Here is a 13,313-nt window from a genome sequence, read left to right as displayed (position 1 = left end):
TTTTCAGGTGGTCAATTACCTAATTTTCAGGGAAAAAATCCCTAAATTTTCCCCCCAATCACTCCAATGGTAGGCACTTTTTCAGGGAAAAAAAGTCTAAAAGCCTTATCCAACAAGGTTTTTAGATTTATTCAGCAAACTCTAAATATATCGTTAAGAGCTAATACTCTAGACACCAGTTCTGAAAATGAGGTTAGCTAGAGACAGTTTTTCAGATATTAGCCGATTAATCAGGTGATAATTATCGCTAAAATCGCACTATCAAGCCAAAACAACGAAGCTGTAATTTTATCGCCTAATAACGCCCGAATTGAGTGCCGCCGCCGCCCAAGAAAAAGACAATCTCTAACATCTAAACCGGAGAAAAGCACAATCGCGGACTTGACAACAACAGCAACAATTTGCTATAATGACCTTTTGTCAACGATTTGACCTTCGGTAATAGGAGTTCAGAGTAACCTTAGATACAGCCCTATCATGCCCACCATTCAGCAATTAATACGCGACGAAAGATCCAAAGCGAAAAGAAAAACCAAATCTCCCGCCCTCAAACAATGCCCCCAACGTCGGGGAGTTTGTACAAGAGTATATACCACCACACCGAAAAAACCCAACTCAGCCCTACGGAAAGTCGCTAGGGTACGTTTGACCTCTGGATTTGAGGTGACAGCCTACATCCCGGGCATCGGTCATAACCTGCAAGAACACTCGGTCGTCCTCATTCGGGGCGGTCGGGTCAAAGATCTACCCGGAGTCAGATATCACATCATTCGCGGCACCCTCGATGCCACCGGGGTGAAAAACCGTCAAAAGGCGCGGTCTAAGTACGGAACCAAACGCCCCAAACCCGCTGCTAAATAAACAGGAAATTGATTAACCAAAAAAATACTCCCACCGGGCCGGTCAAAGTTAACCCAAGAGACTGAAGACTCGCAGGAGAGGGTTTGAGATGGGCTGTAATCATCCGACTGTCAAGCAAAAGTTAAAGTTAACCTAGAAAATCAAGGAATATTCCGATGTCTCGCCGTAAAAACGTCAAAAAACGTCCTATTCCCCCCGATCCCGTTTACAATAGCTGTTTAGTCAGCATGACCATCCGCCGGATCATGCGATCGGGCAAAAAATCCTTGGCCGCTAACATCGTTTACGATGCCCTAAAAACCGTCGGCGAACGTACCGGCCAAGAACCCCTAGAAGTATTTGAAAAAGCCGTTAAAAACGCCACCCCCCTAGTGGAAGTGAAAGCCCGCCGGGTCGGTGGAGCCACCTATCAAGTCCCGATGGAAGTACGCACCAACCGTGGTAGTACATTGGCACTGCGTTGGTTAGTCCACTATGCTCGGACTAGAGGTGGCAAAACCATGGCAGGTAAACTAGCCAACGAGATCATGGACGCAGCCAATGAAACCGGCGGCACGATCAAAAAACGGGAAGAAACCCACCGGATGGCAGAGGCAAACAAAGCCTTTGCCCACTATCGTTACTAAGAAAGATACTTTAAAGATACTTTAAGGGCGGTGGATCACACCGCTGCCGCCAAAAAACTGTCAAGAAAAGTATAGAATTGTAAATAGTGTAAAAAATCCTAGAACAAAATCCCATCACTGGCAAGCAAAGCAAGGAGGTTGCTGTGGCACGGACTATCCCGCTAGAGAGAGTGCGAAACATCGGAATCGCCGCTCATATAGACGCGGGCAAAACAACGACAACAGAAAGAATCCTGTTCTACACGGGAGTCGCTCATAAACTGGGCGAAGTCCACGACGGAACGGCAATTACCGACTGGATGGAACAGGAACGGGAGCGAGGAATCACCATCACCGCCGCCGCCATCAGTACCAGTTGGCAAGATCATCGCATCAACATCATTGATACCCCTGGCCACGTCGATTTCACCATTGAAGTGGAACGTTCCATGCGGGTACTCGATGGAGTAGTGGCGGTTTTCTGCTCTGTTGGTGGTGTACAACCCCAATCGGAAACCGTCTGGAGACAAGCCGATCGGTACAAAGTACCCCGGATTGCCTTTATCAACAAAATGGACAGAACGGGAGCGAATTTCTTCAAAGTTTACGAACAATTAAGAGATCGCCTTAGAGCTAACGCCGTTCCCATCCAAATGCCGATCGGCGCAGAAAGCGAACTAAGCGGGATCATCGATCTCGTCAAGATGCGCGCCTATATATATAAGGACGATCTAGGGAAAGACATAGAAGAAACCGACATTCCCGAAGACTTATTGAAAAAGGCCGAAGAATTCCGCGTGCAGCTGGTGGAGGCTGTAGCGGAAGCCGATGAAGAACTCCTAGAAAAATATCTAGAAGGTGAAGAACTCACCGAAGCCGAAATCAAACGCGGTCTCAGAGAAGGGACGATTGCTGGTACAATTGTTCCCGTCCTCTGCGGCTCGGCTTTCAAAAACAAAGGGGTACAACTGCTCCTCGATGCCGTCGTCGATTACCTACCCTCACCCTCGGAAGTAGCCGCCGTTAAAGGGATTCTTCCCGATGGCAGCGAGGCAATCCGGGAGGCTAAGGACGATGCTCCCTTCTCTGCTCTCGCCTTCAAAATCATGGCCGATCCCTTCGGTCGTTTAACCTTCCTGCGGGTCTATTCCGGTGTACTAGCTAAAGGCAGCTACGCCTACAACTCCACCAAAGGAACCAAAGAACGGATCGCTCGCCTGATCGTCCTCAAATCCAACGAACGGATCGAAGTGGATGAACTGCGCGCCGGTGATCTGGGAGCGGCGATCGGACTGAAAAACACCATTACCGGGGATACCCTCTGTGATGATAAGAACCCGATTATTCTAGAATCCCTCTTTATCCCCGAACCGGTTATCTCCGTGGCGGTGGAACCGAAAACCAAACAGGACATCGAGAAACTCAGCAAAGCTCTGCAAGCTCTCTCCGATGAAGATCCCACCTTCCGGGTCAAAGTTGATCCCGAAACCAATCAAACGGTAATCGCTGGGATGGGAGAACTGCACCTGGAAATCCTCGTCGATCGGATGCTGCGGGAATACAAAGTCGAAGCGACGGTGGGCGCTCCCCAAGTTGCCTATCGGGAAACTGTGCGGAAACCCGTACGGGCCGAGGGTAAATTTATCCGTCAAAGTGGCGGTAAAGGACAGTACGGCCACGTCGTCATCGAACTCGAACCGGGTGAACCGGGATCTGGCTTTGTCTTCGTCTCCAAAATTGTCGGTGGTGCTATCCCCAAAGAATACATCAACCCGTCAGAACAAGGGATGAAAGAAGCTTGCGAATCGGGGATCGTTGCGGGTTATCCCGTCATCGACCTGAAAGCAACCCTTGTGGATGGTTCTTTCCACGATGTGGACTCCTCCGAGATGGCCTTTAAGATTGCCGGTTCCATGGCGATTAAGGAAGCGGTGATGAAAGCTACCCCCGTTCTCCTAGAACCGATGATGAAGGTCGAGGTGGAAGTACCCGAAGACTTCATCGGTAACGTCATCGGTGATCTTAACTCCCGTCGGGGACAAATCGAAGGTCAAGAAACCGAGGCCGGCATCGCCAAAGTGTCCGCTAAAGTTCCCTTAGCGGAAATGTTTGGTTACGCCACTGATATTCGCTCCAAAACCCAAGGACGGGGCATCTTCACCATGGAATTTAGCCATTACGAAGAAGTCCCCCGCAACGTGGCCGAGGCGATTATCGCCAAAAGTAAAGGGAACGGATAATCAGTGACCAGTGACCGGTGAGCAGTGAAGACAAACCGATCATTTAAATTTGATCGGTCAACCCTAATAACTGCTAACTTAAAACTGATCTCTGGTGACTGATTAATGTTCACCCAGCTGAAGAAGAAAAAAAAACAAAGGAACAGAAAGTAAATGGCACGCGCTAAATTTGAACGGACGAAACCCCACGTTAACATCGGTACGATCGGTCACGTTGACCACGGCAAAACTACCCTCACCGCCGCCATCACGATGACCCTAGCGGCTCTGGGTAATGCCCAAGCTAAAAAATACGATGAAATCGATGCCGCTCCCGAAGAAAAGGCTCGCGGGATCACCATCAACACCGCTCACGTTGAGTACGAAACCGCCAGTCGCCACTATGCACACGTTGACTGCCCTGGCCACGCCGACTATGTAAAAAACATGATCACCGGTGCGGCACAGATGGACGGTGGTATTCTCGTGGTCTCGGCCGCTGATGGCCCGATGCCCCAAACCCGGGAACATATCCTGCTGGCTCGTCAGGTGGGTGTACCTAACCTGGTGGTCTTCCTCAACAAAAAAGATATGGTGGACGATGAGGAGTTACTGGAACTCGTAGAACTGGAAGTGCGCGAACTTCTCACCAATTACGACTTCGCTGGCGACGATATCCCCATTATTGCCGGTTCTGCGAAAGAAGCCCTCGAGTACATGACCAAAAACCCCAAGGCCCAAAAAGGCGATAACGAGTGGGTGGACGCAATTTATGAATTAATGGAAGCGGTAGATAGCTATATCCCCACCCCCGAACGGGATATCGATAAACCCTTCCTGATGGCGGTAGAAGACGTATTCTCGATTACTGGTCGGGGGACGGTGGCTACCGGTCGGATCGAACGCGGTATTGTGAAAGTGGGTGATAACGTGGAATTGGTCGGGATCAGAGAAACTCGCCCCACCACCGTCACCGGGATTGAAATGTTCAAGAAAAGTCTTGACCAAGGGATGGCCGGTGACAACGCTGGTATCCTCCTGCGTGGTATCCAAAAAACCGACATCGAGCGCGGCATGGTGATCGCTAAACCGGGTACAATCAAACCCCACACCCAGTTTGAAGGTGAGGTGTATGTGTTAAGTAAAGAAGAGGGTGGTCGTCACACTCCTTTCTTTAAAAACTATCGTCCTCAGTTCTATGTACGGACAACTGACGTAACTGGCACGATCCAAGACTACACCGCCGACGATGGCAGCACTGTAGAAATGGTCATGCCGGGAGACCGGATCAAAATGACCGTGGAACTGATCAACCCGATCGCTATTGAACAGGGTATGCGCTTCGCTATTCGCGAAGGTGGTCGCACCATCGGTTCTGGCGTTATCTCGAAAATTATCAAGTAGGCTAATCTACTAATTAATGGGGCAGTTAATGACAAAAAACTGCTCCGTTACTGTCTTTATTTTGTACCTTGACAATTGCAATAGGTGAAATTATGGCTACGTTACAACAACAGAAAATTCGCATTCGTTTGAAAGCTTTTGACCGCCGCCTACTCGATACTTCCTGTGAGAAGATTGTCGATACTGCCAATAGAACTAACGCCACAGCGATCGGACCGATTCCCCTACCGACAAAAAGAAAGATTTATTGTGTCCTGCGTTCCCCTCACGTTGACAAGGACTCCCGTGAACATTTTGAAACCCGCACCCATCGCCGCATTATTGATATTTACCAACCCTCTTCTAAGACAATCGATGCTTTGATGAAATTAGATTTACCCGCAGGGGTTGATATTGAAGTTAAATTGTAAAAAATGTCAAAAAGATGTTATCGCTAACATCTTTTTTTCTTAGAGACTCTTTGTCATGGTGTTTCTCGTCTAGTTTTTGTGGACGAGAATCGCCATTAGATACCCCAGCAGCCCATCAAGGTGGCGGTTGCTCTTTAAATAGGGTTGGCTGAATAAATCTAAAAACCTTGTTGGATAAGACTTTTAGACTTTTTTGACCTCAAAAAGTGCCAGCCATTGGAGGGATCGGGGCGAAAATTCCTGGACTTTTTCCCTGAAAATTAGGTAATTGACCGTCTGAAAATGGGTAAAACCCCACACCCCACACCCTGCCCCCACAAAAAACTTTTTCAGCAGACCCTAAATATTGATACTATTGGGGATGCGAGAGGGTTTCAGGAAAATATAAGGCGTAATTCGGGTTGAATTGCGCCGATCGATCTCATTTTCGATCGCTTTTAATTTAGCTTGGAAAACCGCCAAAATCGGGTAAGTGCGTCGATCTGGGAAATCATTTCGGGATGGATAACCAAAACGGTTGAATTGAAAAGCTGTTAAAGTGTGCATAATTTCCAATTGATAAGTGGCCTGGGCCTGGGGGGGCAAAAGACGGAGAATATAATCCATATCCACCTCCTCAGATGCTTTGGGAGGAGATTGATAACCGGCTAGGGGAATATTCGCGCAAAAGGCGAGATAATCGTATTGAGAATAATTAACCGCCGCGTGTTGTGGTCCAGCAATAAAAATTATCTGGGTGACAACTTCGATTAATTTGGCTAAAGTGTCTAATTTTCCGTCAGAAACTAATTTTTTAATGCCTCCACCTTCAGGTGACATCAATTTTCGCACCCAAGCTTGTAATTCTGTATCCTCGTTTACATCCGCGTCGGAAGTATAGTAAAGACTTAGGTAATCTTTGACGTAGGTTTCCGTTGCTTGCCAAAGTAAGAGAGCATCGTCCCGGTAGGGGTAATCTGGTAGTCGGGAGGTATCATCGACTTGGCGGAAGGCTAATTGCTTGGGTAGGGTATAATCGGCGAAATTATCCAATCTTTGACGATAGGAAGTCTTAATTATCTCGATAGATGCTTCTAGCGTCCCCGCTAATAGACGATCAACGAATCCGCCTGGGCTAATTAACTCGCTCTCGGCTAAAGTATTAATAGCGAGGGTAAATTGAAAATGAGGTTTTAATAGAATTGCCAGAGGATGATTGAGTGCTAACTCGGTAGCTGTGGCTAAAACAAAAGCTTCCGCTACTAAATGGGTATGGCTGAGATGACTAACTAATTCATGGTGATTTCCGTCGGCAATTTGCACGAAAATCTTCGCCATTAACCAATTAAGTCCGTCATCGGGGGTATAGATGCGCTGATTAGGTAGGGTCGGATCCTGATACAATTGAATGGCAACCGGTACTAATCCCCCTTGACCCCGTAAACCTCTAGCACGCCAACAGAAAAGGACAAGAGGTGCTGTTGCGGTTTTCATACCCCTTTGATAACTGCCTAAAGTTAGGTTGTTTAGGGGGGCATAATCTGCTAGAAATAAGTTACCCTTAGCGGCTTCCGAGGCAATGGTTTTATCGGGTCCCATGGCTTTTTGGAAGATAGCATCGCTGACGGGGAAATTATCCGGTATGCTGCTAATCCCGCGGATGACCATGGGATTTAATCCCGCTAATCTTTGGTAGGCAAAACTTGTGTTAGATTGCCAAGTTTTAATACTTGTGGGTTTGGGAAGGAGAGGAAAAAGTTGTTCGTAATCTTCTAATTTGTCAAAGGGATCAAAGACATTTTCTATTTTCGTGGCCACGCTATTGGCAATTAAAGCACTCAAGCCTTTACGCAGCATTAATTGATAGGAAATAGAGAAATTTTCTTGGGCAGGTAAATCTTTGACGAGGGTGATACCACTAACGGAATCATAGATGTAGACTTGTTTTTGTCTTTGTAGTAATTCTTGTCGTTTGATAGAATCAGCATCATTTTGGGGTAGCGATGGTATCATCAAAGTAACTCCTTGTCTAAAAAATTAGAACTTAAAAAACTTAGTCTTTTTCCTGGCACTAATAGGCTAGTCAAAGTCAAGAATTACCTCCAACAAAAGGGTCTTTTGAGGCGAATTACAGGCTAGATATAGTGTCACCCACTAATATACCGGTAGAACCTGGTTAGATTGCAGAAATATCGCCTCTGTTTGTAAAACTTAATATATTAATTCTCTGACTGATGAGGTACAAAATTACTGGTTTGAGGTTGGGGAGATTTTATCAGTGAACAGTAAACAGTGAACTGAAAACTCGCATCTGATAAGCTAAGACGCATTTAAAGCGCTGATTCTTAAGATTAGCCGAATCTCCCCCAATCCCTTTACTGTTGCCTCTTGCAAGAGTGCCTCTTGCCTCGTCTCAACAAGCAATTTAAATTACGAACAGCTTAACTGATAGCTGATTACTGGTTACTGAAAAGGCTGACGGCTAGAATAACTGATTGCTAAACCGTTTGTAGGGGAAAACCTAAAGCTTCTCGTTGCTGTAAATACAATTGAGCAACCTGTCGCGCTAAATGGCGAATTCTGCCGATATAACGGGTTCTTTCAGCTACAGCAATCACACCTCTAGCATCGAGTAAATTAAAAGTATGGGAACATTTGAGAACATAATCTAGACTGGGAATCACCAGAGAGCGATCAATTAATTGTTTAGCTTCCTGTTCATATAAACTGAATAAACTAAATAATAACTCAGGATTAGAAGCCTCAAAATTGTAGGTACATTGTTCGATTTCATTTTGTAGAAAAATATCACCGTAGAGGATATTTTCATTCCATTGAATTTTATTAATTGCCTCCACATCTTGCAGATACATGGCTAATCTTTCTAAACCGTAGGTAATTTCGATCGCCACGGGACGACAATCGATACCCCCACACTGTTGAAAGTAGGTAAATTGGGTGATTTCCATACCATCTAACCACACTTCCCAACCCACACCCCAAGCGCCGAGGGTGGGAGATTCCCAGTTATCTTCCACGAAGCGAACATCGTGATCTTCTGGGTTAATTCCTAACACCCGCAGGGAGTCTAAATAGATATCCTGAATATTATCGGGAGAGGGTTTAATTAGGACTTGATATTGATAGTAATGCTGAAAACGATTGGGATTTTCGCCATAACGGCCATCCGTAGGACGACGACAGGGTTCCACATAGGCAACGGCCCAAGGTTCCGGACCAATTGCCCTTAAAAAGGTATGGGGACTCATGGTTCCCGCACCTTTTTCTGTATCATAGGGTTGAGCAACTAAGCAACCGCGATCGGCCCAAAATTCATTTAATTTAGCGATAACAGCTTGGAAAGTTAAAGACATGGGAAAAACTAAAAAAGCAGATTAGGGGTTGGGGAATTATAAATTATAAATTATAAATTATGAATTGGGAATTGGGAATTATGAATTATAAATTATGAAGTGGGGAAGTGGGGAAGTGGGGAAGTGGGGAGCTTATCAGTTATCAGTAAACTGATAACTGATAACTGATAACTGATAACTGATAACTGATAACTGATAACTGATAACTGACGGTTAAAGTCACTGACTTACTTTTAACTGCAAGCGAAAGTGAACAGGGGTAGAAGATTGGGGGAGAATAACTAATTCATAAAATCCCTCTTCGGGTAATTGACCAGACCATTGCCGATCGCTAGACTTATCTAAAAGGGTAATATTACCCGTGGGAGAGTAGAAAGATAGTAAAACTTCGCCTTCCGCCTCTAAATTTAAGTTTAACCGATCACTGGAACGCAATTTTATTGCATAGGCTTTTCCTTGTCCCTGGCTGAGAATTGCCTCGATAACTTCCTCCCCCCCCGCGTCTAAACTTTCGATCGCTTGGTAGGATAGGCCAGACTGTAAAGATTGTAACTGATTCCAGGCCAAGCCGCTCCACAGTTGACCCAGGCTGCCATCAAAATTTGGTCTTTCTGTCAACTCGGGAAATAGCTTAAAAAAAGTAGTATCAGTGAGTAAATTAAGGACTCTACTGCTTAATCGTAATTGATTCACTTGTTCTCGCCATTTTTCTCGCTTTTGCTCGTCGTAGCTACCCAATGCTTCCCTAGTGCCAGAATCGAGACGTTCTAAGCGATCGAGGATTTCTGCGGCTAAAATATCTCTTTGTTCCTGTTTCTGTTTTTCCTCTTTGATATCCCCATAGCGGAGGTTAAACAATTCATTGACAAGATTTTTAAAAAACTGACTATCAATTCCCAACTCCAGACGGCGCTTTCTCATCTCGGCTTTCCGTTGCCATGCCGTATCTGTGGCAGAATTAAAATTATTTTCCTCCGTGGCAAAAACGGGTTTAACGGTTTCGGGTTGATTGCTATGTTTAACCCACTGTTTCCCGATTAACCAGCCTATTGCCGCCGATAATAACATCAAAAGGCAAAAAATAGCGATTCTGCTGGAACAGCCGAGAAAAACGGGCGATTTATTCCGAGAATTAGCGGCCATTGTCTCCTGAGACGATGTGGGGTTTTGATCTGTAAAGATGAGATTAACACATAATAATAGGCTAGGACGCATTTTAAGCACCTATCCTGAGATTAGCTGAATCTCCCTCAATCCCTTTACTGTTGCCCTTTATCGAAAATTTGGGTTAAAACCCCGTCCTTTTAGGACGGCTTTAAGCTACAATGGAAAAAGCGATAACCAAGCTAAAAACTGAACCTTGACAACAGATAGTAGGGGGTTTTGTTCAGAAAAGAATTCAAATTCGGCCTTGAACGAGTAAAACTTTCTAGGAAATAAGGTTGAACATTAGATTTTTTCGACTTGTTCAAAGTGGCCGTCCGGCATTCGGACACTCAAAACGGACGGGTCGAAAGTGTCAGACTTAAGCAATTAAGCGTTTTTCGCTATCTGCGTCAACCCCATTGACGCAGATAGCGAAAAAAAGTGGCGTGGTGAGGAATCGCCGTCCGTTTTACGGCGGCGAGGATGTCAATATTCCTAGCAGATAACCATGACATAGGACTCAACCCCTATCCCCTAGCCAAACCGACCGAAAAGATCAGATAATCTTCCCCAAGGGCGAATTTTGGAGTGATGAACCAACCTGGGAAAGTAATTTACATCTAACCCAGATTATTTTATTGATAAAATGCCTAGAATGGTTATGGCAAGATAGAGAAGATTACTTTGGCACCTGGAATTTAACCATCTACTACAGCCCAAATCAGAAAAAATCAGAATACTTTAGAGGATCTGACTTTTTTGTAGTATTAGGAACCACTAGAAACCAAAACCAGAAAAGTTGGGTAGTATGGCAAGAAGAGGGAAAATATCCCAATGTGATTATAGAAATCCTCTTTTGAAAGTACCGCTAAGACTGATAGATAAGAAAAGAAAGAAATTTATCAAAATACCCTATAGGACTCCTGATTATTTCTGGTTTGACCCCTATAGCCTAGAGTTGGAAGGATATACGTTAATTAGGGGAAAATATCAACCGATTCAACCCAATCAGCAAGGTTGGTTATGGAGTGAAGAATTGGGGTTATATTTAGGCATCTACGCCGATAAATTGTGTTATTTTAGTTCCAAGGGCGAGTTAGTCCCCACACCGGTGGAAGCCGCTATTCTGGAGAGACAGTCCAAAAAATATGAACGTCAACAAAAAGAACTGGCTTCACCAAAAGTCGAGCAGTTAACGGCAAGATTAGGGGAATTAGGCATCAATCCTGAAAAAACCCTGTGGGGGAGGAGTACAAGGTGGTCAGTGCGTTTATCGAACTGCTTGCACCCTCACCTCTCATCGGGAAAATCAAAATTAACCTTTTTTGATAACTTTAGAAGCCAAGGCACCCAAACCTAACCCCAATAGGCCGACAACAGCACCAGGTTCGGGGATGAGTGCTGCTTCCCACATCATATTACTAGGATCAAATGGCAATTCGTTACCCCCTAGGTCACCAGTAACACCAGGAACACTTGAAGTGAAAGCCAGGCCCATCATGCCAGCAGTTACGGCCGGACCAAAGCCAACGTAGTCACTCATCCCACTATCGAAAAGCACAAAATCCATCACTGAACCATCGAAACTAGCCTTAGCTTGATTGCCAGGATTGGAAAAATAGGAATCGACCGTACCCCCTGACGAGGTAGAGAAAGCAAGGGGAACACCATTATACACGAGATTACTAAATCCCGTGATATCGATAACACCAGGGGTGTTCTGGTTACCTGTGAGTATTCCACTGAGAACTATCATGTTCGCGGCGTCGTTATAGGTGAAGCTGAACTGGGCAGCTTGGGCGGGATAGGCTAGGGCGGTCAAACCGATGGCGGTAGCAGCCCCTGCTAAAGAGGTTTTTAAAGACATGATTGCTTTGCTCACGAAAAATACCGTTAGGGACACCTGCCAAGATAGCATAGGACGGGTAGAAAGTCAAGTCTCTTCATAGAAAGGGTTGGCTGAATAAATATAAAAACCTTGTGGCATAGGACTTTTCGGCTTTTTTGGCAGTCCAAAAAACAGATAGTTACCCTCACCCCCAACCCCTCTTCCAGAAAAGGAGAAATGGGTAATTACCCTCACCCTATTTGCCTAAAAATATTAAGAGATGTAACTATTTATGCCTAACCGAGAAAGTGATTACTCAACAGGGGTGAGATCAGGATAGTCTAGATCGAGCAGTCAGATAGATGTTTACTTAAATTCCTAGTTCAGATATGTCCGTTTCTAGTCCTCCTCGCTCCCTGCGTATCGGTTCGCGCAAAAGTCAGTTAGCCCTAGTACAAACCTATTGGGTACAGGCAGAATTGAGTAAACACCACCCCCATCGACAGTTTGAGGTGGAGACGATGAGTACCCAAGGCGATAAAATTCTCGATGTGGCCCTGGCGAAAATCGGTGATAAGGGTTTATTTACCAAAGAATTAGAACTGGGAATGTTGGATAGATCGATCGATCTTGCTGTCCATTCTCTCAAGGATCTGCCCACTAATTTGCCCGAAGGTTTAATCTTGGGTTGCGTCACCGAAAGAGTTAATCCGGCCGATGCTTTGGTGGTAAATAGCCAAAACCAAGACTATCAATTAGACAGTTTACCGGCAGGTGCGGTGGTGGGGACTTCTTCCCTGCGGCGATTGGCCCAGTTGCGTTATCATTATCCCCATCTGACTTTTAAAGATGTGCGCGGCAATGTTAACACCCGTCTGGCAAAACTGGACGCGGGAGAATACGACGGGATTATTCTGGCAGTAGCGGGACTGGAAAGGTTAGGATTAGGCGATCGAGTTCATCAGGTTATTCCGGCGGAAATTTCTCTCCATGCGGTGGGACAGGGGGCTTTAGGGATAGAATGCCGCGATGGGGATGCGGAGGTTTTGCAAGTCCTAAAAGTGTTGGAACACGCCCCTAGTCGCGATAGATGCTATGCTGAACGCGCTTTTTTACGCGAGTTGCAGGGGGGCTGTCAGGTTCCCATCGGAGTGAATACGGCGATCGAGGATGGTATCCTAACTTTAACGGGTATGGTGGCTAGTCTCGACGGTAAGCGCCTGATTAAGGACTCGGTTAGCGGTGATCCTAGCCATGGGGAAGTCTTAGGACGAGATTTAGCCCATAAAGTGCGCGAGGCTGGTGCTGGAGAGATTTTAGCCGAGATTTTCGCTGAAGTGGGCCGATAATTAGGGTCTGCTGAATAAATCTAAAAACCTTGCTGGATAAGACTTTTAGCCTTTTTTGAAATCCAAAAGTACCAGATATGGGAGTGATCAGGGGGAAATTCAGCTACTTTTTCCCTGAAAATTAGGTAATTGACCCCC

Annotated in this window: 10 protein-coding genes and 1 pseudogene; 7 read left to right on the top strand and 4 right to left on the bottom strand. The window is 45.6% G+C overall.

Annotation, left to right across the window (positions count from 1 at the left end):
* Positions 1-477 precede the first annotated feature (477 nt).
* The 5 genes from rpsL (at position 478) to rpsJ (ending at position 5,499) form a co-directional block, all read left to right on the top strand.
* On the top strand, positions 478-861 hold the full coding sequence (rpsL, locus tag IM450_RS01605) for a 30S ribosomal protein S12 (RefSeq protein WP_002740176.1): 384 nt from the start codon (positions 478-480) through the stop codon (positions 859-861).
* Between the two features lie 155 nt (positions 862-1,016).
* On the top strand, positions 1,017-1,487 hold the full coding sequence (rpsG, locus tag IM450_RS01600) for a 30S ribosomal protein S7 (protein WP_002739653.1): 471 nt from the start codon (positions 1,017-1,019) through the stop codon (positions 1,485-1,487).
* A 143-nt stretch (positions 1,488-1,630) separates the two neighbouring features.
* Positions 1,631-3,706 (top strand): elongation factor G, encoded by a 2,076-nt coding sequence (fusA, locus tag IM450_RS01595; RefSeq protein ID WP_287667028.1) that lies wholly within the window; start codon positions 1,631-1,633, stop codon positions 3,704-3,706.
* Between the two features lie 153 nt (positions 3,707-3,859).
* A complete protein-coding gene (tuf, locus tag IM450_RS01590; RefSeq protein ID WP_004162845.1) occupies positions 3,860-5,089 on the top strand; it encodes an elongation factor Tu in 1,230 nt (409 codons plus the stop codon).
* Positions 5,090-5,181: 92 nt separating this feature from the next.
* Positions 5,182-5,499, top strand: coding sequence for a 30S ribosomal protein S10 (gene rpsJ / locus IM450_RS01585; RefSeq protein WP_002800099.1), 318 nt, complete (start codon positions 5,182-5,184; stop codon positions 5,497-5,499).
* Between the two features lie 339 nt (positions 5,500-5,838).
* Here rpsJ and IM450_RS01580 read toward each other — a convergent pair whose 3' ends face one another.
* The 3 genes from IM450_RS01580 to IM450_RS01570 all read right to left on the bottom strand — a co-directional run bounded on the left by IM450_RS01580 (position 5,839) and on the right by IM450_RS01570 (position 9,995).
* Positions 5,839-7,491 carry a lipoxygenase family protein gene (locus IM450_RS01580; protein ID WP_287667024.1) on the bottom strand — a complete coding sequence of 551 codons (1,653 nt, stop codon included), beginning with the start codon at positions 7,489-7,491 and terminating at the stop codon, positions 5,839-5,841.
* A 485-nt stretch (positions 7,492-7,976) separates the two neighbouring features.
* Positions 7,977-8,852, bottom strand: a complete 876-nt coding sequence (gene glyQ / locus IM450_RS01575; RefSeq protein ID WP_287667022.1) for a glycine--tRNA ligase subunit alpha — start codon at positions 8,850-8,852, stop codon at positions 7,977-7,979.
* 219 nt (positions 8,853-9,071) lie between these two features.
* Entirely contained in the window at positions 9,072-9,995 is a 924-nt protein-coding gene (locus tag IM450_RS01570) for a serine/threonine protein kinase (RefSeq protein ID WP_287667032.1), read from the bottom strand.
* A gap of 563 nt (positions 9,996-10,558) precedes the next feature.
* On the opposite strand from IM450_RS01570, the pseudogene IM450_RS01565 reads away from it, so the two are divergent.
* Positions 10,559-11,232, top strand: a pseudogene (locus tag IM450_RS01565) (Uma2 family endonuclease); the annotation flags it as partial.
* A gap of 81 nt (positions 11,233-11,313) precedes the next feature.
* Here IM450_RS01565 and IM450_RS01560 read toward each other — a convergent pair.
* On the bottom strand, positions 11,314-11,916 hold the full coding sequence (locus IM450_RS01560; RefSeq protein WP_287667019.1) for a PEP-CTERM sorting domain-containing protein: 603 nt from the start codon (positions 11,914-11,916) through the stop codon (positions 11,314-11,316).
* A 299-nt stretch (positions 11,917-12,215) separates the two neighbouring features.
* On the opposite strand from IM450_RS01560, the gene hemC reads away from it, so the two are divergent.
* Positions 12,216-13,175, top strand: a complete 960-nt coding sequence (gene hemC, locus IM450_RS01555; protein ID WP_004163774.1) for a hydroxymethylbilane synthase — start codon at positions 12,216-12,218, stop codon at positions 13,173-13,175.
* The last annotated feature ends 138 nt before the right edge of the window (positions 13,176-13,313 follow it).

Source organism: Microcystis sp. M083S1, assembly GCF_020246405.1.
Taxonomy (GTDB): Bacteria; Cyanobacteriota; Cyanobacteriia; order Cyanobacteriales; family Microcystaceae; genus Microcystis; species Microcystis aeruginosa_C.
The sequence above is the reverse complement of the archived record's forward strand: the minus strand, read 5'-3'. Positions and strand labels throughout refer to the sequence as shown.

What these genes read in the sequence shown, in the direction of transcription:
- rpsL (WP_002740176.1), top strand. Translation starts at nt 478, where the DNA reads ATGCCCACCATTCAGCAATTAATACGCGACGAAAGATCCAAAGCGAAA.
- rpsG (WP_002739653.1), top strand. Translation starts at nt 1,017, where the DNA reads ATGTCTCGCCGTAAAAACGTCAAAAAACGTCCTATTCCCCCCGATCCC.
- tuf (WP_004162845.1), top strand. Translation starts at nt 3,860, where the DNA reads ATGGCACGCGCTAAATTTGAACGGACGAAACCCCACGTTAACATCGGT.
- rpsJ (WP_002800099.1), top strand. Translation starts at nt 5,182, where the DNA reads ATGGCTACGTTACAACAACAGAAAATTCGCATTCGTTTGAAAGCTTTT.
- IM450_RS01580 (WP_287667024.1), bottom strand. Translation starts at nt 7,491, where the DNA reads ATGATACCATCGCTACCCCAAAATGATGCTGATTCTATCAAACGACAA.
- glyQ (WP_287667022.1), bottom strand. Translation starts at nt 8,852, where the DNA reads ATGTCTTTAACTTTCCAAGCTGTTATCGCTAAATTAAATGAATTTTGG.
- IM450_RS01570 (WP_287667032.1), bottom strand. Translation starts at nt 9,995, where the DNA reads ATGGCCGCTAATTCTCGGAATAAATCGCCCGTTTTTCTCGGCTGTTCC.
- IM450_RS01560 (WP_287667019.1), bottom strand. Translation starts at nt 11,916, where the DNA reads ATGCTATCTTGGCAGGTGTCCCTAACGGTATTTTTCGTGAGCAAAGCA.
- hemC (WP_004163774.1), top strand. Translation starts at nt 12,216, where the DNA reads ATGTCCGTTTCTAGTCCTCCTCGCTCCCTGCGTATCGGTTCGCGCAAA.